Here is a 23,443-nt window from a genome sequence, read left to right on the forward strand (position 1 = left end):
GGACCGCGACGCGAAGCGGCGTGGTGGAGGGGCGGTGGCGCAACCGCTGTTTGCAACGGCGGCCCCTCCACCAGCTTCGCTGGTCCCCCTCCCCGCGCTGCGCGCAGGGAGGATTTAGATAATCTCGACCGCGTCCCCTGCCGCGAGGTCCGGCAGGATGGCCAGCAGCTCGGCCTTTGCCACCGCGACGCAACCCTCGGTCGGCTTCCCCTCATTCCAGCAATGCAGGAAGATCGCGCTGCCCCTGGCCGGCACGGGCGGGTCGTCATTGTAGCCGAGCACGACGATCACGTCGTACAACCCGTCATCCCGGACCAAACGCTCGGCGGAGAAGGGGTGCGGGTGTTTGACGGCGGTGTTGTAGGCGGGATCGGCAGCGTCGTCGGACCAGCCGTCGTCCGCTTCGATCCACGCCCACGGCAGGGTCAGACCCTCAGGCGCCGAGGCGCGGTCTGGCCGGAAAAGCACGCGGCGGATCGGCCAGAGCCCGAGCGGGGTCGCGCCGTCGCCCTCCCGCTTCTCGGCCGCAGACACCGCGCTACCCTTGCCGATGCTGCACCGAATGCTGCACAACATACCGTTCGCCTCGACCGTCATCACGCCCGTCAGCGTATCGACGATGATCCGGGTCATATCGCGTGGCCGGTGCGGTCGCGCTTGGTGGCGAGATAGAGGTGGTTATGCGGGTTGTCGCCCATGCGGTGCGGCACGCGTTCGGCGACGGCGATCCCCTGCGCCTCCAACCCCGCGACCTTCGACGGATTGTTGGTCATCAGCCGCACCCGATCCTGGCCGAGCAGCGAGAGCATCCGCGCCGCCACGCCGAAATCGCGCTCGTCGATGCCGAAGCCCAAGCGGAGATTGGCGTCTACCGTGTCGAAGCCCTGATCCTGCAGGGCATAGGCGCGCAGCTTGTTGACCAGGCCGATGCCCCGCCCCTCCTGCCGCAGATAGAGGAGCACGCCCCAGCCGCTCGCCGCAATCGCGTGGAGCGCGGCGTCGAGCTGCGGGCCGCAATCGCATTTCAGGCTGCCGAGCGCGTCGCCGGTCAGGCACTCGCTGTGCAGGCGGACGAGCGGCGGCTGTCCGTCGGGCGCGCCGATCACCAAAGCGACATGCTCGACCGCATCCTCGGCGGAGCGGAAGGCGACGATCTCCGCCTGCTCCGCCGCTGCGACCGGCAGGCGGGCGCGGGATGCGATGGCGAGGTTGAGCGGCTGTTCGAAGGAGAGGATGTCGGCCGCGCCGACGACCACCGCAATGTCGCCCGCGTGTTCCGCCACGAAGAAGGCGGGGAGCAATCCGGCAAGCCGGGCGAGAGTCAGCGCCGCCGCATGGGGCTGATGCGGTTTGGGCGGGATCGCGCGATACGGTCCCTTGAGGGGTGTCGCGAGATCGAGGGCGGGGTCGGCGATCGCCACCGCGCCGGGCAGGTCGATCCAGCTCTGCCGCGCCACCCGCACCGGGCCGGGCGTCGCCGCCTCGATCTGGTTGGCCAGCTTCAGCGTCACCGCGCGCGTCTCGGAGATCAGGATGTCGGCCTGGGCGTGCTGATCGAAGGCGGCGAGCCGCGCATCGTCCGCGCTCTCGATCGGTAGCACCACGATCGCGCCATCCGCGCCGGTGATCCGCACCGGCCAGCCGCGGCGACAGGCATCGATCGCCCGCGCGACATCCCGCCTTCCGCTCACGCGTCCAGGCTCAAAGGTTGAACTCGGTGACGATCGGGACATGGTCGGACGGGCGCAGCCAGCCGCGGCAGGGCTCATGCGCCTTGTGCGCGATGGCGGTCTTGGCGACGTCGGGACTCGCCCACATATGGTCGAGGCGGCGGCCGCGATCGTTCTTGGTCCAGTCGTTCGACCGATAGCTCCACCAGGTGAACAGCCGCTCCGGCGCGGGCACGAACTGGCGGCCGAGATCGACCCAGTCGTGGCTGGCCTGGAACCTGGTCAGCGCCTCGATCTCGACCGGCGTGTGGCTGACGACGTCGAGGAGTTGCTTGTGGCTCCACACGTCGCATTCCAGCGGCGCGATGTTGAAATCGCCGACGATCAGCGTCGGCTGGCGCAAATCCTCGGCCCAGCGGGTCATCCGCTCGACGAAGTCCAGCTTCTGCCCGAACTTGGGATTGACGGTGCGGTCGGGCACGTCGCCGCCGGCGGGGATGTAGACATTTTCGATGCGGAGGCCGAAGTCGAGGAGGACGCCGACATGCCGCGCCTCGCCATTGTCCTGCCAGTCGTTCCGCGTCGCCTCACGCATCGGCAGCTTCGAAAGGATCGCGACGCCGTGGTACATCGGCATGCCGTGAAGGATCTGGTGGCTGTAGCCGAGCGAGCGGAACAGGCCGGCCGGGAAATCCTTGTCGACGACCTTGGTTTCCTGGAGGCAGAGGATGTCCGGCGCCTCATCGGCGACGAACCGCTCGATGCTGTCCATGCGGATGCGGACCGAGTTGATGTTCCAGGATGCGACCTTGAGCGTCGGGGGAGGGCTGTCTGACATTGCGCGCGCGATGTAGCGATTGGGCGCGGGTTTCGCCAGCTTGTGAGACCCCCTGCGGTTCGGCGCAGCCGAACCGGAACTTGAAACAAGAAAGGCCCCCGCTCCGGGGGCTTGGAGCGAGGGCCGACCTGGCGTTCGTCACGCGAGGCGGATCGGGACATGCGGGGCAACAGGGGGAATCCCCGCAACGCGCCCGACCGCTTGAGACCCTCTTTAGTCCGACCTTCCTGTCAGCAGCATGAACGATCAGCCATGCGGTCAACCATTACGCCCGCGCGGACGCGGATCGACCCAGCGGAAGCTGTTCGCCGCGACCGGCACGTTGAAGCGCTGGCCGGAGAGCTGAACGGTGGAGCGGTTGTTCTGCGCGTCGAGGGTGGTCCAGCCGTCGAGGATCAAGCCGCCGGGAGCGGATGGCGACTTGCGGAAGGCGATGGTGATGGTGCCGAACTCGGGATGCTTCGGATCGCGCGCCTGCACGGTCAGCAGCCCGGGCTGGCCGGAGGGAACGACCTTGGCGAACCTGCTCGGGTCCTTGCTGGGATCGATCAGGATCGACAGCGGCGAATCACCGACCGGCCAGCGCGAGACCTGCCGCACCGAATAGTCGATCATGGTCAGCGCCTTGCCGTCGCCGACGATCAGCAACGGCACGCCCTTCTGGTACTGGAAGCGGATCTTGCCCGGCCGCTGCAGGGTGAGCGTGCCGGTCAGCGTTTTACCGCTGCGGTCGGTCTGCGCGAAATCGGCGGTCATGGTGTTCACCGCCCGCAGATGCGCGCTGACCTGCGCGAGCGGCGTGAGCGTCTGCGCGATGGCGGGTGCCGCCACGACGAGGGCGATCGGGGCGAGGGCTTTGAGCATGAGGTTCCGGGTCATGAGGTAGCAGTAGAGGTCGGGCGTTGAATGGCCTCTGAACCCGGAGGTTCCGTGTCCCTGTTGTCATCCCAGCGAAGGCTGGGATCGTTCGACCCGGGGCACTCCGCTCGACACGACCCCAGCTTTCGCTGGGGTGACGGCTTCTGCGTCAGACCGGCCGCCCGTCCGTATCGATCAGCACCTCGCGCCGGCCGACATGGTCGGGGCGGCCGACCAGCCCTTCCTTCTCCATCCGCTCGATCATGCGGGCGGCGGAGTTGTAGCCGATGCGGAGCTGGCGCTGGACGTAGCTGGTCGATGCCTTCTGGCTCTCCGCCACCGTCTGCACGGCCTTGCGGTAGAGCTGCTCGTCCGGCGAATCGTCGCCTTCCGGCGCGCCGTCAAGCGCGAAGCCGCCGTCCTCCGGCTCCTCGGTAACGGCGGAGATGTAGTCGGGCGTGCCCTGCGAGCGCCAGAAGTCGGCGATGGCGCGCACCTCCTCGTCCGAGACGAAGGGGCCGTGGACGCGGGCGATCTGCTTGCCGCCGGGCATGTAGAGCATGTCGCCCTTGCCCAGCAGCTGCTCGGCCCCCTGTTCGCCCAGGATAGTGCGCGAGTCGATCTTGGAAGTGACGGCGAAGCTGATGCGGGTCGGCAGGTTCGCCTTGATGACGCCGGTGATGACATCGACCGACGGGCGCTGCGTGGCCATGATCAGGTGGATGCCCGCCGCGCGCGCCTTCTGCGCCAGCCGCTGGATCAGGAACTCGACCTCCTTGCCGGCCGTCATCATCAGGTCGGCCAGCTCGTCGACGATCACCACGATCTGCGGCAGCACGTCGTAGTCGAGCTTCTCCTCCTCATAGACCGGCTGGCCGCTCTCCTGATCGTAGCCGGTCTGTACGCGGCGGCCGAGCGACTGGCCGCGCGCCTTGGCCGCACGCACCTTCTCGTTGAACGAGGCGAGGCCGCGCACGCCGATCGAGGCCATCATGCGATAGCGGTCCTCCATCTGCTCGACCGCCCATTTGAGAGCGCGGATCGCCTTGGGCGGATCGGTCACCACCGGCGAGAGGAGGTGGGGAATGTCGTCGTAGATGCTGAGTTCCAGCATCTTGGGGTCGATCATGATCATCCGGCACTCGTCCGGCGTCAGCCGGTAGAGCAGCGACAGGATCATGCAGTTGAGGCCGACCGACTTGCCCGAGCCGGTGGTGCCGGCGACCAGCAGGTGCGGCATGGGCGCGAGATCGGCGACTACCGGCTCCCCCGCGATGTTCTTGCCGAGCACCATCGGCAGCTGCGCGCCGAGATCCTGGAAGGCGGACGATCCCACCAGCTGCGACAGCACCACGCCCTCGCGCTTGGCATTGGGCAGTTCGATGCCGATCACGGTGCGGCCGGGAATCACCGCCACACGCGCGGAGAGCGCCGACATGTTGCGCGCGATGTCGTCGGCGAGCGCGATGACGCGGCTGGCCTTGATGCCGGATGCGGGCTCCAGTTCGTACATGGTGACGACAGGGCCGGGGCGGACCTCGACGATGCGGCCTTTGACGTGGAAGTCCTCCAGCACGCTTTCGAGGAGGCGGGCGTTCTTCTCCAGCGCGGCCTTGTCGATCGGCACGGTAGCGGCGGCGGGCGGCTCCTTCAGCAGGTCGAGCGGCGGCAGGCGGAAGCCGTCGCCGAAATCGAGCGCGGGCTGGCGGTCCTTGGCCTTGACCTGCGCGGCCTGAGGACGGGGGTCGGCGATGACCGGGCGCTCGGGGTCGGGCGTGACGGCGCGACGGCCCTTGCGAGTCGGGCGAGGCTCGGGCTCGGGTTCGTCCTCCACGAAGGCGGCCGGCTCCTCGGCGTCGTCCTCATACTCCTCGTCCTCGACCCAGTCCTGCTGCCGGCGGCGGAACAGCCAGGCCCGCTCGGTCTCGTCCAGCGCCAGCCCCCAGAAGAAGAAGCCGGCCGCCGCCGTCGCGAACAGGCCGAAGACGACGTAGCGGGTGATCGCCTGCGCCATCGGATCGGGGATGAAGCCAAGGGCGCGCTCGACACCCCAGCCGCCGGCGATGCCAACGACCCCGCCCCAGCTCGCCGGCAGGCCGGGGACCGAATAGGTCGCGACGCAGCCGATCGCGAGGCCGGTGAAGACGATGGCGGCGAGGGTGCAGAAGCTCGCCCGCTTCCACCCGCGCGCGGGATCGTCGCGTGCGATCCTGACGGCGGTGAGGAGCAGGACGGGAAGGACGAGCGCGGCGGCAGGGCCGGCGAAGGTCAGCATCGCATCCGCCACCCAGGCGCCGATCGGGCCGAGCAGGTTGGCGGTCGCTGTGCCCGCCGCCGTGTTCAGGCTGGCGTCGCTGGCGCGGAAGCTGACGAGCGCGACGGCGATGGCGATGGTCAGCAGCACGAGCATCACCGCGGCGAGGAGCGCACCGCCGCGCGCCGCACCGCGCCTTGCCTTGTCGCGCCATTGCGGCGCGTCGCCGATCGGAATGCTCGCCATCGCGTTCGCCCCTTGTTCCGGCGCGAGAGTCGCTTGGGGCGGGGCGGGCGTCAAGTGTGCCTCTTACATCCTCCCTACGCGCAGCGTGGGGAGGGGGACCGCTCGCGCAGCGAGTGGTGGAGGGGCGGCGGTGCACCGGCTACGCCGGCCCCTCCACCAGCTTCGCTGGTCCCCCTCCCCATCTGCGATGGGGAGGATGGGTGACGGCCATACGAAGCCTCGCTACAACCGCCCCATGCAACAAAGCGACGTCATTATCCTCGGCGGCGGGCTGGTCGGCCTGACGCTGGCCCTTGCCCTCGACGCGCATGGGCTGACCAGCATCGTCGTCGATCCGGCCGATCCGGCCACCCTCCATGCCCCCGGCTTCGACGGGCGTGCGTCGGCGATCGCCTCGGCGAGCTGGCGGATGCTGGAGGCGATCGGGGTGGCGGATCGGCTGGAGGGTCAGGGCTGCCCGATCTGGACGATCGCGGTCAGCGACAGCGGCAAGCCCCGCGACCTCGTCTTCGATGCCGATCGCGAGGACGGGCCGCTCGGCATCATGGTCGAGAACCGGGTGCTGCGCCGGACCCTGCACGAGGCGGCAATGGCGGCGGCGAACGTCACCCTCCGCCAGCCCGCCTCGGCTGTCGAAGTGACGCGTGACCTCGACGGTGTGCGCGCTACCCTCTCGGACGGCACCGAGATCGCGGCCCCGCTGCTTATCGCGGCAGAGGGGCGCAACTCGCCCACCCGCGCCGCCGCTGGCATCAACGTCGCGCGCTGGCAGTACGATCATGTCGCGCAGATCGGGGCGGTCGCGCATGAGCGCCCGCACGACAATGTCGCGCACGAAATCTTCTATTCCGCCGGGCCGTTCGCGATCCTGCCGATGCTGGACGATGCTGAAGGCCGGCATCGCTCGGCGATCGTCTGGACGGTGGATGCGAAGGATGCGCCGGCCTGGACGACCCTCTCCGATCGCGCATGGCTCGCTGAGGCGGAGAAGCGGATGTCCAGGATGCTCGGCAAGCTGGAGGTGGCGGGGCTGCGCTCCAGCTACCCACTCGGCTTCCATCACGCCGCGCGGATCACCGACACGCGGCTCGCGCTGATTGGCGACGCGGCGCACGGCATCCACCCGATTGCGGGACAGGGCCTCAACCTCGGCTTCCGCGATGTCGCGGCTCTCGCCGAGGTGCTGATCGAGGGTGCGCGGCTCGGCCTCGATCTCGGCGATGCGCAGCTCCTCGCGCGGTACGAGCGCTGGCGGGGCCTCGACACCTTCATGGTGGCGATGGCGACAGACAGTTTGACGCGGCTCTTCGGCGTGCCCGGCCGCGCCGCCTCGGCAATCCGCCGCTTCGGAATGCGGGGCGTGCAGCGGCTCGCGCCCGCCCGCAACTTCTTCATGGCCGAGGCGCGGGGCGAAACGGGCAGCTTGCCCCAGCTCCTGCGCGGCCTCACCATCTGAACCGATTCGAAGGAGAGACATATGGCCGATCTGCAGACCATCCCCCTCAACACCATCAAGGGTTCGCCCGCGACGCTCGGCGACTATGCGGGCAAGGTCCTGCTGGTGGTGAACGTCGCCTCCAAATGCGGGCTGACGCCGCAATATGAGGGCCTGGAGAAGCTCTACGAGAAGTATCAGGATCGGGGTTTCGAGGTGCTTGGGTTTCCCGCCAACGACTTCGGCGCGCAGGAGCCGGGGACCGAGGCGGAGATCGAAACCTTCTGCACCACAAATTTCGGTGTGAAGTTCCCGATGTTCGCCAAGATCGAGGTCACCGGCGAGAACCGCCACCCCCTCTATGACGAGCTGATCCGCCAGCAGCCGCACGCCACCTTCAAGGACGACAGCTTCAAGCAGAAGCTGGCGAGCTACGGCATCACGCCGAAGTCCGACACCGATGTGTTCTGGAACTTCGAGAAGTTCTTGATCGGCCGCGACGGCGAGGTGGTCGCCCGCTTCTCCCCCGACACCGCGCCGGATGACGAAAGCGTTGTTCGGGCGATCGAGACCGAGCTGCAGGGCGAGACGGTCTAAGGACCAGTTCCACCCGAACCGTGCTCCTGCGAAAGCAGGAGCCTTTGGAACCACCGTCGCGCTTAGGCTCCTGCCTTCGCAGGAGCACGGCGGCAATGGGTTAGAACACCGTCTTGACCGTCAGCCCCCAGGTTCTCGGCTCCGCCAGCAGCACGCCGTGAAGCTGGGTCGCCACCGCCTGATAGCCCGAGAGCACACCGCGCGCGGTGTTGAAAGCGCCGCCCGGCTGACCCGGCGCGTCGTAGCCGACCTGGATATAGTCGGCGTCGAGCAGGTTCTGTGCCCAGAGTTCGACCGACCAGCCCTGCGCCGGGTGGCTGATGCCGATCCGCGCGTTCACCACCGCAACGCCGCCCTGCACCTTTTCAAGGTCGAGGTCGGAACCGGTGTTGATCCGGCTCTGGTAGCGCACGTCGCCGTAGAAGAGCCCGGTCAGGCCGTGGCCGAGATCCGGCGTCCACCCCGCGCCGCCGGTCAGCACCCAGGCGGGTGCGTTGGAAACGCGGCGACCGGGAAGCTGGAAGAAGCCGGTGCCGAGCGGGCGGCCTTCGGCCCCGGTCAAGTCGTCGGCATAGCGCGTGTCGGCATAGGTGCCGCCGAGGTTCAGCACCACGTCGACGCGCGGGCGGATCGCCATCTCGACCTCGACACCCTTGGAGATCACGCCGGGCTTCGACTTGCCCGCGCATGCACCGTTGCCGGCGATGTTGTCCGAATCGGTGCCCGCCCCGCCGGAGAGATCGCTGCACCCGGCGATGTTCTCGACCGCGAAGCTCGCGCCGGTGAAGGCGTTCAGCTGGAAGTTGCGCACCCGCTGAAGGAAGGCGGCGGCGTTCACGTCGATGAAGGTGCTGGCGAACTTCGCGCCGACCTCGAACGCCTCCACCTTCTCCGGCTTGAAGCGGAGCAAGCGGGCGTCGGGTGCGGCGGCGGAGAGCGGCGCGCGGTCGAGATTGTAGCCGCCCGATTTGTAGCCGCGCGACCAGATCGCATAGGCGGTGAGCGCCTCGGTGAGGCGGTAGCTGAGGGCAGCCGTGCCGGTGAACTGCTCGTCGCTCTGCCGGTCGGCAATGTCGGCGGAGACGATCGGCGTCAGGATGCAGCTGAGGCCGCCGAGGCTCCCCGCGAGACTGCGCGCGGCAGCGGGTGAGGTGGGATCGGCGAGGATCGCGTCACGCGCGGCGAGGTTGCCGAGGCAGGCGGCGGAACCGGTGGCGCTGCCGTTCAGGTCGCCGGCCAGCCGCTTGCGCTCGTGCGTATAGCGGAGACCGCCGGTGAGGCTCAGCCGATCGGTGACACGGAAGACGTTGTGCGTGAACAGCGCCCAATTGCGCGTGTCCTGACGATAGGTATCCACCCCGCCGTCGCCGCCCGGGATCGAGGCGAGCCGGTCGAAAGCGCCGAGCAGCGTCGCGCCCGCCGCCCCGAAGCTGCCCGCCGGGTTCGCGAGATTGGCGCGCGCCGCGTCGCTGAGACACCCGGCATTGCCGATCTGACGGCCGAGCGACGCGGCGAGGTAGCAGGCGTAGAAGCGACCGTAGTCCGCGCCGTACTGGAAATTGTCACGCGTCTTCAGCTTCTCGTTCGAGTAATAGCCGCCGACCAGCCAGTCGAGCTTGCCGCTGAAGAGCGTGCCGTTCGCCCGCAGCTCCTGACTGAAGGTGCGGAAGCGGGAACCCGCGCTGCCGTCGTCAGCGCGGACGAGGATGTCGAGCGGGCCGAAGTCACCGTCCTGCCCGCGCGTGTACTTCCAGTCGCGATAGGCGGTGATCGAGCGGATCGTGACCGCGCCGAGCGTCCAGTCGACGTCTGCCGAGATGCCGGCGTCACGCACGTCCTGGCGGTTGGTCTGGCCGGGGGTTAGTGCGGTGCGGCGGCTGAACGGATCGTCGGCGATGGTTGCGCCGAGATCGCGGTAGAGCGTCTCCAGCGTGGACGGGCCGGTCACGATGCTGCCGTTCGGACCCAGGCTGCGGTTCGCCATCGGCAGGTAGACGCCGGCGCAGCATTCCTCGTCACGCTTGGCGTAATCGGCGATGATGCGAACGCTGAGATCGTCGCTCGGCCGGTAGAGAAGCTGCCCCCGCGCCAGCCAGCGGTCGCGATCGTTGATACGGCGGTCGGCCACCACATCCTTCAGGAATCCGTCGCGCTTGGTCCACACGCCGTCGAGGCGGTAGGCGAGCACGTCGTTCACCGGCCCGGTGAGGCCGAGCTGGAAGCGGCGGTAGTCGTAATTCCCGACGCTCGCCTCGGCCCGGCCCTCTTCGGTGAAGCTCGGCAAGGCGGTGGTGATGGCGATGGCACCCGCCGATGCGTTGCGGCCGAAGAAGGTGCCCTGCGGCCCGCGCAGAACCTCGACCCGCTCGATCGGGCCGAGCTCGGTCAGCGCCACGCCTGCGCGGGGCCGGTAGACGCCGTCGACATAGGTCGCGACCGAACTTTCAAGCCCGACATTGTCGCCCACCGTGCCGATGCCGCGGATGCGCGCGGCAGCACCCGCCGCCTCTGTCGAGGAGGAGGAGACGAGCAGCGACGGCACGAGCTGGTTCAGCTGGCGGATGTCGGTGGCACCCGTCCGCCGCATCGCCTCCGCACCGACCACCGTCACCGCTATCGGCACCTCCTTCGCGGCTTCATCGCGACCCTGCGCGGTGACGATGATCTCGCCAGCGTCGCCCGCCGGCGCATCCGCCGCGACCGCGCCCATCGGCAGCAGCGCCGTCATCGTTCCCGCCAGAAGCAGATGCCTCATCGATGTCCCCCTTCTTTGCCGGAGCGCGCCCTAGGCCGACTTTGCAGAATGATCTACACAATTCTGCAAAGGCGAGGATCGCATCCGAACTGCGGCTGGGGATCGCCGAACACCCGTCGCCTTAAGCGTCGCTTTCGTCGCGCCATCTTACCGGCCGCAGTAATTCGCGGTAAGCGGGCCGGGTTGGGAGCCAACAGGGGAATTCGGATGCTGAAGAAGTTTGTCGCCGCCGCGTCGATCGCGGCGCTGCTCGTCTCGACCGTCGCCGCCGCCGCGCCGGACAAGTCCTCCGGCCGCAAGGCGCAGGAAAAGGGCATGGCCTCGATCCCGGTGTGCACCAAGCGCCTCGGCACCATCGCCATCGTCGAGCCGGACAACAACTGGTGGCAGGCGCTCGGCCTCGGCTCTCCGGAGGCGATCATCAAGGTCATGGTGATGAAGTCCGGCTGCTTCGGCCTCGTCGACCGCAACAAGGGGCTGGCGAGCCGCAACATCGAACGCGCGCTCGCCGATTCGGGTGAGCTTCAGCAGAATTCGAACATCGGCCGCGCCCAGGTGAAGGCGGCCGACTATTTCGTCGTGCCCGACATCGTGTCGAAAAACAGCAACTCCGGCGGTGGCGGCATCGGCGGCCTGGTGGGCGCCTTTGGCGGTGGCCTGCTCGGCGCGGTCGCCGGCGGCATCAGCGTGAAGAAGAAGGAAGCGAACGTCACGCTGACCCTCGTCAACGCCCGCACGACCGAGCAGGAGCGACTGACCGAAGGCTATGCCCGCAAGTCGGACCTGAGCTTCGGCGGCGGTGGCGGCGGCTATTTCGGCGGCGGCGTGTTCGGCGGCGTCGGGGGCGGCGGATATCAGGATACCGAGATCGGCCAGGTCATCGTCCTCGCCTATCTCGACGCGTATACGCAGCTGGTGCAGCAGCTGGGCGGCCTGCCCGAGAATGCCAGCGCCGCCGCCCCCAAGGCGCAGTAACATGGGCGTCACCGGGATCGGCGGCTTCTTCTTCCGGGCCGCCGACCCGGATGCGCTCACCGCCTGGTATCGCGACATGCTGGGCATCGCCGCCGGGCACGATGCCATCTGGAACCAGGAAGCGGGAATGACAGTGTTCTCGCCGTTCAAGGAGGCGAGCGACTATTTCGGCGCGGACAAGCGCTGGATGCTCAACCTCCGCGTCGAGGGGCTCGACACGATGCTCGACAAGCTTCGCGGGGCCGGCGTCGAGATCATCACCAAGCCCGAATGGGACACCGCCGAATACGGCCGCTTCGCGCGCATCCATGACCCGGAGGGGAACCCGATCGAGCTGTGGGAACCGCCGACCACTTAACATTTCTTTCGTTCCCGTTAGGACTGTTCTAACCCGCGCCTGGCATTGGGGGGCATGACCTCCCCAACTTCCGCAGTCCTCTGCACCGTGGTGATGCAGGCCGTAATCGGCGCGGCGGCACTCTGCGTATTCATCGGAGCCGCGCCCGCATCCGGGCGCATGATGCTGGTGCCCTTGTCCGCACAGCCCTTGGCCGACGCGGCGATCGCGGCCGATGCGCGACTGGTCGGGCGAGGCTGGTTGCCCGGCGCCCTGATCGTGGAGGGGGAACGAGATGCGATCGCCCGCCGGATCGGGGATGGCGCCGTGATTGTGGCGGCCATCGGGGGCTGCGTCCAGTGAGCGCCGCGTCCGACATCGCCGAGCTCCGGTTGAAGGACGTCCGCTTCCTGGCGCTGGCGGCCTGCGTCTCCACCGCCCTCCTTTCGCTCTTGGCAGCGGCGACCAGCCTGTCGGGCGAGCTGACGATCATCACCGGACTGGCGATGGTCAACATCATCCCCGCGCTGATGGCCGCCCGCGGGCGTCACGACCTTGCCGCGCGGCTATCCGTAGCGATCGCAGTGTCGATCCAGCCGGCGGGCCTCGTCGCCCTGATGCGCGGCAGCGCGTGGCAGCTGGACATGCACATGTACTTCTTCGTAGCGCTCCCGGCGCTCACGATCCTCTTCGACTGGCGGCCGATCGTGCTGGCGAGCGTCGTCATCGCCGTCCACCACCTGCTGCTTAACTATGTCGCTCCGGGCCTGGTGTTCAGCGGCGCGGGCAACGTCGAACGGGTGCTAGTCCATGCGCTGGCGGTCATCCTTCAGGCGGCGACGCTGATCTACGTCACCCACCGCCTGCGCGCCCTCATCACCGCACAGGCGGAGGCGCGGGAGGAGAGCGTCCGGCTTGCCGCTGCCGCCGAGGACGCCCGGTGCCGTGCGCTCGACCTTCACCGCCACGCCGAGAGCGCGCGTGCCGCCGCCGAAGATGCCGAGCGTCGCGCGGCCGCGGAGGCAGCCACCAGTGCTGCGCTGAAGGAGCGGCAGCGCGCCGCCCGGCAGGCCGAGCTGGTCGAGGTCGCCGATCATGTCGAGCGGTCGATCGCGGGAATCGCCGCCTCGATCGCCGCCGCCGCGACCAAACTCGCCGGCTTCGCCACCGATCTCGACCGCCTGGCGCACGAGACCGGCCGGCAGGCACATGACGCTGCCGACAGCGCCGGCCTGGCGTCGGTGGGCGCGCAATCTGTTGCGGGGGCGATCGGTGACCTCTCGCTCTCCATTGCGGAGATCGCCCGCAATGCCGAGCAGCAGACCGCGCTCAGCGTCGCCGCGCGGGGCAGTTCGGTGGATGGCGATACGGCGGTTCGCGCGCTTGCCCGCCAGACCTCGGACATTAGCGACTTCGTGGACATGATCCATGGCGTTGCCGTGCAGACCAACCTTTTGGCGCTCAACGCCACGATCGAGGCGGCGCGCGCAGGCGATGCCGGCCGCGGCTTCGCGGTCGTCGCGGGCGAGGTGAAGCAGCTATCCGCACAGGCGTCCGGAATCACCAAGCGCATCAATAGCCTGCTCGCCGCGATCCATGACGGTGCGGGAGCGGCCGAGGGTCGTCTCGCCGACATCGCCAGGGCCGTCACCTCGCTGGATGTCGCGGCGGAGGCGATCCGATCGGCGATCGAGGAACAGCGGCGAACCGCGACGCTGATCGAGGAACATGCCCGCGCGACGGCCGGCGGATCGGACGAGATCGCCCGGCGCGTCGCCGCCGTCGCCGTCGCCGCCCGATCGACCGAAAGTCTGTCGAGGCAGGTGCGCGGTGCATCGACCGCGCTGCTGACCTCGGCCAACGCGCTGACGGGTGCGACCAGCGACTTCGTTAAGAGATTGCGGGCGGCCTGATCGCCGCCCAGCACGCTTACTTCGGCGCGAGCACCATCAGCATCTGACGGCCTTCCATGCGCGGGAACTGCTCGACCTTCGCCACTTCGGCGGTGTCGGCCTGCACCCGCTGCAGGACCTGCATGCCCAATTGGCCATGCGCCAGCTCACGACCGCGGAAGCGGAGCGTGCACTTCACCTTGTCGCCCTCGTCCAGGAACTCGAAGACCTTCTTCATCTTGGTCTCATAGTCATGGTCGTCGATGTTCGGACGCATCTTGATCTCCTTGATCTCCTGCGTCTTCTGGTTCTTGCGCTGGGCGTTGGCCTTTTTCTGGGCCTCGTACTTGAACTTGCCGATGTCCAGGAACTTGGCGACGGGCGGATCGGCGTTGGGGCTGATCTCGACCAGGTCGAGCCCGACTTCCGCCGCCTGCTCGATCGCTTCACGCGTATACATCACGCCCAGGTTCTCGCCCGCTTCGTCGATCACCCGAACCTTCTGGCTCTGGATGAACTCGTTATAGCGGGGGCCGTTCAGCGGCATCGGCGGCTGCCCTAGCGGGCGCCTCATCATGGGCGGTCGTATAGGTCGTTCTCCTGTTCCGGCAGGATGCCGTACCACGCGCATATAAGGCTTCGGCGTAAATATTTGAAGTGGCCGCGCGCAGCTAGGCGCAGGCCTCATCCCTCGCCCGCTGCCTACCAAGAATCTTTCTGCGGGTCTCCTTCATCCTGAGAGTTAGCGAATTCCGCCGCTACGTAGCACATGGAAGTTGCCGTGGCTGACTGAAAATGAGCTAAGTGTCTGTATTTCTTCGAGCCGGACAATTGGCACGAGCCATGCAAATTCCTCTGCGTCGGCAGTGAGGCCGGCAGAAATTCAGAGGGAAGGAACTTCACATGATCACGTCCAACACCGTCCGCGTCGCCGCTCTGTCCGCCGCCGCGATCATCACCTTCGGTTTCGTCGGTGCCGCCAGCGCCGCCCCCGCCGAGCCGGCCGCCGAAGCCTCCGCCGCCGGCGTCAGCTACAGCCAGACGCCCACCCAGGCGAATGAAGACCGCAAGTTCTGCCTGAGCAGCACGCATACCGGCTCACGCCTGCCCGTCCGCGAGTGCAAGACCAAGTCCGAATGGGCTGCCGAAGGCCTGACCGTCGACGCAAAGCGCCGCTGATGGCGCCAGATCCGATCCGCAGCACCCGGCGAAGGGGCTGCGGATCGAAAATTGCCAGGAAGCCTGCCGCCCGCTCGCCAAGAGCGGGTTTCTTTTTGCCCGGCGCTCAGTGCAGGTCGGGGGCGCGGCCTTCGGCCTTGAGCGTCGCCACCACCTCGGCCAGCGGCGACACCTGCTGCCGCGCATCGACGCCCAGCGGCCGGACCGCAAGGGTCCGCTCCTCGGCCTCACGCTTGCCGACGACCAGCAGGTACGGGACCTTGGCGAGTGAGTGCTCGCGAACCTTGTAGTTGATCTTCTCGTTGCGCAGATCCGCCTCGGCGCGGATGCCCGCGGCACGCAGCGTCTCCACCACCTCCGCCGCATAGTCGTCGGCGTCCGACACGATCGTCGCGACGACTGCCTGCACCGGGGCGAGCCAGAGCGGGAACTTGCCCGCGTGATGCTCGATCAGGATGCCCAGGAACCGCTCGAACGTGCCGAGGATTGCGCGGTGGAGCATGACCGGGCGGTGCCGCTCGCCATCCTCGCCGACATAGGACGCGTCGAGCCGCTCGGGCAGGACGCGGTCGGACTGCATCGTGCCGACCTGCCAGGTCCGCCCGATCGCGTCGGTCAGGTGAAACTCAAGCTTCGGAGCATAGAACGCGCCCTCGCCCGGCAGCTCCTCGAACCCGTCCTTGATCGACTGGCGGATGTTCGCGCCCATGACGGCGCGGCGCAGCTCGTCCTCCGCCTTGTCCCACATCGCATCGTCGCCGAAGCGCTTGTCGGGGCGCAGCGCCAGCTTCACCGCATAATGATCGAAGCCGAGATCGGCGTAGACGCTGTCGAGCAGCTCGCAGAACGCCTGCACCTCGCCCACCAGCTGATCCTCGCGCACGAAGAGATGCGCGTCGTCCTGGGTGAACTGACGGACGCGCATGATGCCGTGGAGCGCGCCATGGGCCTCGTTGCGGTGGCAGCAGCCGAACTCCGCCATGCGGATCGGCAGGTCGCGGTAGGACTTGATGCCCTGGCGGAAGATCAGGACATGCGCCGGGCAATTCATCGGCTTCAGCGCCATCAGGTCGCCTTCGCCGGTCAGCACGGGGCCCTCGTCCTCGGTGTTCGGCACCTCGTCCGGCACGACGAACATGTTCTCGCGGTACTTGCCCCAGTGACCCGACTGCTCCCATTGGCGCGAGTCCATCAGCTGCGGCGTCTTGACCTCGTCATAGCCCGCCGCATCCAGCCGGCGGCGCATATACGCCTCCAGCTGACGCCAGATCAGATAGCCCTTGGGGTGCCAGAACACCGAACCCTGCGCCTCGGACTGGAGGTGGAACAGGTCCATTTCCTGCCCGATGCGGCGATGGTCGCGCTTCGCCGCTTCCTCCAGCCGGGTGAGATGGGCGTCGAGCTGCTTCTTGTTGAGCCAGCCGGTGCCGTAGACCCGACTGAGCATCGCGTTCTTCTGGTCGCCGCGCCAATACGCGCCCGAGACGCGGGTCAGCTTGAACGCCGCCGGGTCGAGCTTGCCGGTCGAAGCGAGATGCGGGCCGCGGCACATGTCGAAGAACTTGCCCGCGCGGTAGACGGTCAGCTCCTCGCCGCCCGGCAGTTCGGCGGCCCATTCGGCCTTGAACGTTTCGCCCTGCTCGCGCCAGATGCGGATCAGTTCCTCGCGCTGCCAGACCTCGCGCACCAGCGGCTCGTCGGCGGCGATGATGCGGCGCATCTCGGCCTCGATCGCGGGCAGGTCCTCGTCGGTGAAGGGCCGCTCCTTGGGCGCGAAGTCGTAATAGAAGCCGTCGTCGGTCGCCGGGCCGAAGGTGATCTGCGTGCCCGGGAAGAGGTTCTGCACCGCCTCCGCCAGCACATGGGCGAAGTCGTGGCGGGCGAGTTCCAGCGCATCCGCCTCGTCCTTGGCGGTGACCAGCGCCAGCTGCGCATCCGCCTCCAGCGGACGGTTGATGTCGCGCACCTCGCCATCCACCTTCGCCGCCAGCGCCGCCTTGGCGAGGCCCGGCCCGATCGCCGCCGCGATGTCGGCCGGGGTGGTGCCGGCCGGCACCTCACGCACGGAGCCGTCGGGAAGGGTGATCTTCAGGAGCTGGGTCATGGCGGGGACATAGCGATGCGCGGAGCCGGAAGGAAGGCGGGTCTCCCCAAGACGCAGCTTGCACGATACAGCCTGTGTCGTGGACGCTTTGCCGATCTTCGTGAACCTTCGCCGACGCAACGTCATCCTGATCGGCGACAGCGAGGCGGCGGATGCCAAGCGCCGCCTGATCGAGCGGGCAGGCGGAGTGGCCGTCGGTGAGGATGCGCAAGCCGCGCTCGCCGTCGTGGCGCTCGACGCGCCGGAGGAAGCCGCTGCACGCCTCCAGTCGCGCGGGCTGCTGGTCAACGTGCCGGATCGTCCTGAACTCTGCGACTTCACCATGCCGGCGATCATCGATCGCGCGCCGGTGCTGATCGCCGTTTCGACCGCCGGGCGCAGCGCCGGTCTCGCCAAGGCGCTTCGGCAGCGGATCGAGGCGATGCTGCCCGCGCGCCTCGGCGCTCTGGCGGACGCCCTTTATGCAGCGCGGGCCGCCATCAGGGGGCGATGGCCGGATACCGCCGATCGCCGCCGCGCGATCGACGCGGCACTGTCGGAGGGTGGCGCTCTCGACCCGCTGGCAGAGGATGCGGCCGAGCGCGTCGGCGCCTGGACGGAAGGGGAAGCGGCTCCGACAGGTCTGGTCAGGATACGGCTCTCCTCGCCAGATCCCGACGATCTGACCCTCAGGACCGCGCGGCTGCTGGGCCAGGCGGATCGTGTCTACCACCGCGCCGAAGTTCCCGATGCCATTCTCGTCCGCGCGCGCGCCGATGCGGCCCGCATCCCCTGCGACGCACCGCCCGCCGACCTGCCGCCAGGTCTGCACATCGATCTGGATTTCGCCCCATGAACGGATTCGCCTACATCCTGTTCGGCGACACGGTGCGGAGCGTCGAACCGGAAGAGGCGGTTGCCTCGAAGGGGGAACACGTTTTCGTGTGGATTCATCTGGAGGGGAACGAGGATGCCCGCGCCTGGACGCGCGAGCGGCTCACCCTTCCCGAAACGGTCGAGGACGCGCTCTTCGCCATCGAGACCCGCCCGCGTCTGGCGACCGTGGGCGAGGGCGCGCTGGTCAACCTGCGTGGCCGCGCCAAGGACCCGGCTGAGGACCCGCTCGTCTCGGTACGCCTCTGGGCGGAGGCGGGCCGCGTCTTCTCCACCGGCCGGCGGCGGATCGTCACGATCCGCGACCTGCGCCACTGCATGGAGGCGGGCCAGATCCGCGATCCCGGCGACCTCATCGCGCTCCTCGCCAGTGAGATCACGCGCGACCTCGATCCGGAGGTGGCGCGGCTGGGTGACGAGGTGGACGCCTGCGAAGGTGAGTTGGGTGCCGCCGACATCTACCGGATGCGGCGCCAGATCACCGCAGCCCGTGCGCAGGCGATCGAATACCGCCGCTTCCTCGTCCCCCAGCGCGAGGCGATCGAGCGGCTGGCGACGCTCAGCCTGCCATGGATCGAGGAGGCTGACCGCGCTCATCTTCGCGAGGCGGCGGACCGCGCGGCGCGGATGGCGGAGGAGCTGGAGGCGATCCGTGAACGATCGGCCCTCCTCCACGAGCAGCTGACCGATCTCCATGCCGAGGAGATCGACCGGCGTGGCCTGCTGATCTCGATCGTCGCCTTTGTCTTCCTGCCGTTGACCTTCCTGACCGGCCTGCTCGGCATGAACGTGGAGGGCATTCCCTATGCGCACGAACCTTGGGCATTCTGGGGCGTGGTGGGAGTCTGCGTCGCCATCGCTCTGGCGGTGGTGGGATACTTCACGGTGAAGCACTGGTTCCGTGCGTAAGGCCGACACGCAATTGCGTCGATTGCGCTCTATCGTCTAGGGCGGATGTGGGACGAGGGAGATGACATGACGAGGAAGGTTTATACCGATGCGGCCGCCGCGCTGGACGGGCTGCTGTTCGACGGCATGACGATCTGCGCGGGCGGCTTCGGGCTCTGCGGCGTGCCCGAGCGGCTGATCGACGCGATCCAGGCATCGGGCGTGAGAGACCTGACCGTCGCCTCCAACAATGCCGGCATCGACAATGAAGGTCTCGGCAAGCTGCTCCGCACGCGCCAGATCAAGAAGATGATCTCCTCCTATGTCGGTGAGAACAAGGAGTTCGAGCGGCAGTATCTTTCCGGCGAGCTGGAGGTCGAGTTCTGCCCGCAGGGAACCCTTGCCGAGCGGATGCGGGCGGGCGGCGCTGGCATCCCCGGCTTCTACACCAAGACCGGCGTCGGCACGCAGGTGGCGGAGGGCAAGGAGACCAAGGAGTTCGACGGCGAAACCTATGTCCTCGAACGCGGCATCAAGGCCGATCTGTCGATCATCAAGGGCTGGAAGGCGGATGAGGCAGGCAATCTGATCTTCCGCAAGACCGCTCGCAACTTCAACCAGCCGGCTGCCACCGCCAGCTACCACACGGTGGCCGAGGTCGAAGAGATCGTCCCTGTCGGCAGCCTGGACGCAGATGCGATCCACGTGCCCGGCATCTACATCAAGCGCCTGATCCTCGGCGCACCCTATGACAAGAAGATCGAGTTCCGCACCGTGCGCGAGAGGGAGGCCGCCTGATGCCCTGGGATCGTAATCAGATGGCCGCGCGCGCGGCGCGCGAGCTGCAGGACGGGTTCTACGTCAATCTCGGCATCGGCATCCCGACGCTTGTCGCAAACCATATTCCGGCGGGTGTCGAGGTGACGCTGCAGTCGGAGAACGGGATGCTCGGCATCGGCCCGTTCCCCTATGACGACGAGGTCGATCCCGACCTGATCAACGCCGGCAAGCAGACGATCAGCCAGCTGCCCTCCTCCAGCTTCTTCTCCTCCGCCGACAGCTTCGCGATGATTCGCGGCGGGCATATCGACCTGACCGTGCTCGGCGCGATGGAGGTCAGCCAGGACGGCGACATCGCCAACTGGATGATCCCCGGCAAGATGATCAAGGGCATGGGCGGGGCGATGGACCTCGTCGCCGGCGTCAAGAAGATCATCGTGGTCATGGAGCATACGTCGAAGGACGGCAGCCCGAAGTTCATTCCGGCCTGCACCCTCCCGCTGACCGGCAAGAACGTCGTGGACATGATCGTGACCGACCTCGCCGTCTTCCAGCGACCGGATCATTCCAGCCCGTTCAAGCTGGTCGAGGTCGCGCCGGGCATCTCCGCCGACGAGATCCGGGCGAAAACGACGGCCGCTTACGAGGGCTGAGCAAAGGGTTGCTTCGCGCCGCCCCCTCCCGCTAGTCGCGAAAGCGATGGTGCAAGGCGGGGATCGGGTGAGATGGAGCAGTTCGACGTTCTGATCGTGGGCGCGGGTCATGGCGGGGCGCAGGCCGCCGTCGCGCTCCGCCAGCGCAAGTTCACCGGCACGATCGCGGTCATCGGCGAGGAGCCGGAGATCCCCTATGAGCGCCCGCCGCTCTCCAAGGAGTATTTCTCCGGCGAGAAGAGCTTCGAACGCATTCTGATCCGCCCGGCGAGCTTCTGGGAGGAGCGCGAGGTGCGGATGCTGACCGGCCGCAAGGTCGTGTCGGTCGATCCCGAGGCGCGGCAGGTCACCACCGCGGACGGTGCCACGTACGGCTATGGATCACTGATCTGGGCGGCGGGCGGTCATGCGCGCCGCCTGACCTGCGGCGGCGGTGACTTCGTCGGCGTCCACTCGGTGCGCAGCCGCGCGGATGCCGACCGGATGCTGAGCGAGCTTGAGACCACCACCGAGGTGGCGGTGATCGGCGGCGGCTATATCGGGCTCGAATCGGCGGCTGTCCTGGCCAAGTTCGGCAAGAAGGTCACCGTGCTGGAGGCGCAGGAGCGCGTCCTCGCGCGCGTGGCCGGCGTCGCCCTCTCCCGCTTCTACGAGAAGGAGCATCGCGACCACGGCGTCGATGTCCGCCTGGGCGTCACCGTGGAATGCATCGAGGGTACGGACGGCCGCGCCTCCGGCGTGCGACTCGCCTCCGGCGAGATCGTGCCGGCGCAGATGGTGATCGTCGGCATTGGCATCATCCCCGCCGTCGAGCCTCTTCTCGCGGCAGGCGCGGATGGCGGCAACGGCGTCGCGGTGGACGAACATGGCCGCACCACCCTGCCAAACATCTTCGCGATCGGCGATTGCGCCTTCCACGCCAATGCCTTCGCCGACGGGCTACCGATCCGCCTCGAATCGGTGCAGAACGCGAATGACATGGCGACCACCGTCGCCCGCTTTATCACCGGCGATCCGGAGCCGTATAATTCCGTTCCCTGGTTCTGGTCGAACCAGTACGATCTCCGCCTCCAGACCGTCGGCCTCTCCGCCGGGCATGATCAGGAGGTTCTGCGCGGTGATCCCGCCACCCGCAGCTTCTCGATCGTCTACCTCAAAGCCGGTCGGGTCGTCGCGCTCGACTGTGTCAATGCGACCAAGGATTACGTGCAGGGCAAGGCGCTGGTGCTCGCTGGCGCGGCGATCGCACCGGAGCAGTTGGCCGACGCAGATACCCCTCTCAAGGCTCTGCTCGGCACTACGCCTGCCGCTTGAGCGCCCGGTTGGCGGTAAGGGCACTATTGTGCTAGTAAAACGTTGAAAGATCAGGAGTAACTCGGCAGCCGAGCCATTACTTCCTGATCTTCGGCGGTGCAGCATTACCAAGCCGCCGGAATTCGAAGATGACGGAGCGCTAGGAGGAGATAAAATGACGCAGGTGCAGCAAATCGAATCGTCGGAGAAGTCCTCGACGTTCATGGCCGCGCCAGCGGATGCCGACAGTGGCAGCTCGGACAAGGCCCTCATCATCCTGCAAAGCCTGCTTTGCCTTCTGCGTGACAAGAACGTCCTGAGCCGGGCCGATATCGAGGAGCTTCGCGATCTCGTCCAGTCTCGGGCCGCCAGTCGTTCCAAGGACCTTCCTTGCTGCACCGAGAGTGCGAATGCCGCGGCGGTCGAGATGCGCGACCTCGGCGATTATATCGGTCGGCGTTACGGAGGTAAGCACCGTCGTACACAATAGGGTCGGGTAGCGGCTGCTATCGAAGACCCAGACCGTACCAGACCGTACGGTACATTTTTTTGCACTGCACCCTCTTGATCCCGTTCGCCTCCCTTGCCATTGACGATCGCGGGGGCTGTTTTCGTTTCTGGCGAAGGGATTTGAATGCGCAGCCAGCGTCGCCTCGGCCTTAGCGGGCTGGCCTTTTTGAGCCTGCTCGGGGCCTGTGGTCAGGAGGCTCCTCCGCCTCCGCCGCCGCCCAAGGTCGGGGTTATCACTCTCAAGTCGGAGCCGGTCACGCTGACTCGCGAGCTTCCGGGGCGGATCAGCGCTCTGGAAACATCCGAAGTGCGTCCGCAAGTCAGCGGCGTGATCCGCCGCCGCCTCTTCGAGGAGGGCGCCGAGGTCCGGGCCGGACAGGTTCTTTACGAGATCGAGGATGCGCCCTACCGCGCGGCGCTCGGCACGGCGCAAGGGCAGCTTCAGCGCGCCCAGGCGGGCATCAACGCCAGCCAGCGTCAGGCCCAGCGTTACGGCGAACTGGCGGCGATCAACGCTGTGAGTCGGCAGGAAGCCGAAAACGCAACGGCAAGCGCCGGCCAGGCGCGCGCCGATGTTGCGGCGCAGCGCGCGGCCGTGGAGTCGGCCCGGATCAACCTCGGCTTCACACGCGTTCGCGCGCCGATCTCGGGACGAATCGGGCGTTCTCTGGTGACCCCGGGTGCGCTCGTCCAAAACGGTCAGGCCGACCCGCTCGCCACCATCCAGCGCCTCGACAGCGTCTATGTCGACGTCACTCAATCCGCGGCCGAGCTGGTCGATCTGCGACAGTCGATCGCGCGTGGCGCGCTGACCCGTAATGGGCCAGACAGCGCACGGGTCCAGCTTATGCTACCCAACGGCACGACTTACCCGATCGAGGGCCGACTGCAGTTTTCGGAAGTGACGGTCGATCAGACGACCGGCGCCGTCGCCCTGCGCGCGACCTTTCCCAACCCCGACAAGATCCTGCTTCCTGGCATGTACGTCCGCGCGCGCCTTGTTGAGGGCATTCGGACGAACGGCGTGCTGGTTCCACAACAGGGGATCACGCGCAATGAGCGCGGCGAGGCAACCGCCATGGTGGTCGGTGCCGACAACAAGGTTGAACAGCGCACCGTTACGACCGATCGGGCCGTTGGTGGGAAGTGGCTCGTCTCGGCGGGCCTGAAGCCGGGCGACCGCGTGATTGTCGAAGGATTGGTGATGCTTACGCCCGGAACCAAGGTCGATCCGGGCCCGCCAAGCCAGGTCACCGCACCGCAAAAGGGCAAAGCGCCCGCACCCGTGCCCGCGAAGAACTGATCC

General features: G+C 67.6%; 22 protein-coding genes. 14 read left to right on the forward strand and 8 right to left on the reverse strand.

Features of this window, described 5'->3' with window-relative positions; translation table 11 throughout:
• Window positions 1–114 precede the first annotated feature (114 nt).
• The 5 genes from ACM608_RS15960 to ACM608_RS15980 all read right to left on the reverse strand — a co-directional run bounded on the left by ACM608_RS15960 (window position 115) and on the right by ACM608_RS15980 (window position 5,866).
• Complete coding sequence (locus ACM608_RS15960; protein WP_419684525.1) at window positions 115–633, reverse strand: L,D-transpeptidase family protein; 519 nt, start codon at window positions 631–633, stop codon at window positions 115–117.
• Complete coding sequence (gene ribA, locus ACM608_RS15965) at window positions 630–1,733, reverse strand: GTP cyclohydrolase II (protein ID WP_419685249.1); 1,104 nt, start codon at window positions 1,731–1,733, stop codon at window positions 630–632. The genes ACM608_RS15960 and ribA overlap by 4 nt, the downstream gene beginning before the upstream one ends.
• Window positions 1,702–2,508 (reverse strand): exodeoxyribonuclease III, encoded by an 807-nt coding sequence (locus tag ACM608_RS15970; protein WP_419684527.1) that lies wholly within the window; start codon window positions 2,506–2,508, stop codon window positions 1,702–1,704. Before ACM608_RS15970 ends, ribA begins: the two co-directional genes overlap by 32 nt.
• 258 nt (window positions 2,509–2,766) lie before the next feature.
• On the reverse strand, window positions 2,767–3,387 hold the full coding sequence (locus tag ACM608_RS15975; protein WP_419684529.1) for a LolA family protein: 621 nt from the start codon (window positions 3,385–3,387) through the stop codon (window positions 2,767–2,769).
• A 148-nt stretch (window positions 3,388–3,535) separates the two neighbouring features.
• Window positions 3,536–5,866 carry a DNA translocase FtsK 4TM domain-containing protein gene (locus tag ACM608_RS15980; RefSeq protein WP_419684532.1) on the reverse strand — a complete coding sequence of 777 codons (2,331 nt, stop codon included), beginning with the start codon at window positions 5,864–5,866 and terminating at the stop codon, window positions 3,536–3,538.
• Window positions 5,867–6,101: 235 nt separating this feature from the next.
• On the opposite strand from ACM608_RS15980, the gene ACM608_RS15985 reads away from it, so the two are divergent.
• Window positions 6,102–7,322, forward strand: a complete 1,221-nt coding sequence (locus tag ACM608_RS15985) for an FAD-dependent monooxygenase (RefSeq protein WP_419684534.1) — start codon at window positions 6,102–6,104, stop codon at window positions 7,320–7,322.
• Window positions 7,323–7,343: 21 nt separating this feature from the next.
• A complete protein-coding gene (locus ACM608_RS15990; RefSeq protein WP_419684537.1) occupies window positions 7,344–7,898 on the forward strand; it encodes a glutathione peroxidase in 555 nt (184 codons plus the stop codon).
• Between the two features lie 100 nt (window positions 7,899–7,998).
• Here ACM608_RS15990 and ACM608_RS15995 read toward each other — a convergent pair whose 3' ends face one another.
• Entirely contained in the window at window positions 7,999–10,653 is a 2,655-nt protein-coding gene (locus ACM608_RS15995) for a TonB-dependent receptor (protein WP_419684539.1), read from the reverse strand.
• Window positions 10,654–10,860: 207 nt separating this feature from the next.
• Between ACM608_RS15995 and ACM608_RS16000 the strand changes: the two genes are divergently transcribed.
• The 4 genes from ACM608_RS16000 (at window position 10,861) to ACM608_RS16015 (ending at window position 13,878) form a co-directional block, all read left to right on the forward strand.
• Complete coding sequence (locus ACM608_RS16000; protein ID WP_419684541.1) at window positions 10,861–11,628, forward strand: CsgG/HfaB family protein; 768 nt, start codon at window positions 10,861–10,863, stop codon at window positions 11,626–11,628.
• Window position 11,629: 1 nt separating this feature from the next.
• Window positions 11,630–11,986, forward strand: a complete 357-nt coding sequence (locus ACM608_RS16005; protein ID WP_419684542.1) for a VOC family protein — start codon at window positions 11,630–11,632, stop codon at window positions 11,984–11,986.
• Window positions 11,987–12,079: 93 nt separating this feature from the next.
• A complete protein-coding gene (locus ACM608_RS16010) occupies window positions 12,080–12,328 on the forward strand; it encodes a hypothetical protein (RefSeq protein ID WP_419684544.1) in 249 nt (82 codons plus the stop codon).
• A complete protein-coding gene (locus tag ACM608_RS16015; protein WP_419684546.1) occupies window positions 12,325–13,878 on the forward strand; it encodes a methyl-accepting chemotaxis protein in 1,554 nt (517 codons plus the stop codon). The genes ACM608_RS16010 and ACM608_RS16015 overlap by 4 nt, the downstream gene beginning before the upstream one ends.
• A 16-nt stretch (window positions 13,879–13,894) precedes the next feature.
• Here ACM608_RS16015 and infC read toward each other — a convergent pair whose 3' ends face one another.
• Window positions 13,895–14,434, reverse strand: coding sequence for a translation initiation factor IF-3 (gene infC, locus ACM608_RS16020; RefSeq protein WP_419684548.1), 540 nt, complete (start codon window positions 14,432–14,434; stop codon window positions 13,895–13,897).
• Window positions 14,435–14,760: 326 nt separating this feature from the next.
• Between infC and ACM608_RS16025 the strand changes: the two genes are divergently transcribed.
• The gene (locus ACM608_RS16025; protein ID WP_419684550.1) at window positions 14,761–15,036 is read left to right on the forward strand and encodes a hypothetical protein; all 276 of its coding nucleotides are present in this window, start codon (window positions 14,761–14,763) and stop codon (window positions 15,034–15,036) included.
• Window positions 15,037–15,142: 106 nt separating this feature from the next.
• Here ACM608_RS16025 and thrS read toward each other — a convergent pair whose 3' ends face one another.
• Window positions 15,143–17,140 (reverse strand): threonine--tRNA ligase, encoded by a 1,998-nt coding sequence (gene thrS, locus ACM608_RS16030; protein ID WP_419684552.1) that lies wholly within the window; start codon window positions 17,138–17,140, stop codon window positions 15,143–15,145.
• A gap of 79 nt (window positions 17,141–17,219) precedes the next feature.
• Here thrS and ACM608_RS16035 point away from each other — a divergent pair, with 79 nt between their 5' ends.
• From ACM608_RS16035 to ACM608_RS16065, 7 genes are all read left to right on the forward strand, one after another.
• Complete coding sequence (locus tag ACM608_RS16035; protein WP_419684554.1) at window positions 17,220–17,975, forward strand: NAD(P)-dependent oxidoreductase; 756 nt, start codon at window positions 17,220–17,222, stop codon at window positions 17,973–17,975.
• Window positions 17,972–18,922 carry a zinc transporter ZntB gene (locus ACM608_RS16040; RefSeq protein WP_419684556.1) on the forward strand — a complete coding sequence of 317 codons (951 nt, stop codon included), beginning with the start codon at window positions 17,972–17,974 and terminating at the stop codon, window positions 18,920–18,922. The genes ACM608_RS16035 and ACM608_RS16040 overlap by 4 nt, the downstream gene beginning before the upstream one ends.
• A 66-nt stretch (window positions 18,923–18,988) precedes the next feature.
• Window positions 18,989–19,699 carry a CoA transferase subunit A gene (locus tag ACM608_RS16045; RefSeq protein WP_419684558.1) on the forward strand — a complete coding sequence of 237 codons (711 nt, stop codon included), beginning with the start codon at window positions 18,989–18,991 and terminating at the stop codon, window positions 19,697–19,699.
• Entirely contained in the window at window positions 19,699–20,334 is a 636-nt protein-coding gene (locus tag ACM608_RS16050; RefSeq protein WP_419684559.1) for a 3-oxoacid CoA-transferase subunit B, read from the forward strand. The genes ACM608_RS16045 and ACM608_RS16050 overlap by 1 nt, the downstream gene beginning before the upstream one ends.
• Window positions 20,335–20,406: 72 nt before the next feature.
• Complete coding sequence (locus tag ACM608_RS16055; protein WP_419684561.1) at window positions 20,407–21,648, forward strand: NAD(P)/FAD-dependent oxidoreductase; 1,242 nt, start codon at window positions 20,407–20,409, stop codon at window positions 21,646–21,648.
• A 202-nt stretch (window positions 21,649–21,850) separates the two neighbouring features.
• Window positions 21,851–22,117: a hypothetical protein gene (locus ACM608_RS16060; RefSeq protein WP_419685251.1), complete on the forward strand. Its 267-nt coding sequence runs from the start codon at window positions 21,851–21,853 to the stop codon at window positions 22,115–22,117.
• Between the two features lie 144 nt (window positions 22,118–22,261).
• On the forward strand, window positions 22,262–23,440 hold the full coding sequence (locus ACM608_RS16065; RefSeq protein WP_419684562.1) for an efflux RND transporter periplasmic adaptor subunit: 1,179 nt from the start codon (window positions 22,262–22,264) through the stop codon (window positions 23,438–23,440).
• Window positions 23,441–23,443: the final 3 nt, after the last annotated feature.

Source organism: Sphingomonas sp. ID0503, from assembly GCF_048565625.1.
In the GTDB taxonomy this organism is placed as follows: domain Bacteria; phylum Pseudomonadota; class Alphaproteobacteria; order Sphingomonadales; family Sphingomonadaceae; genus JBLZUR01.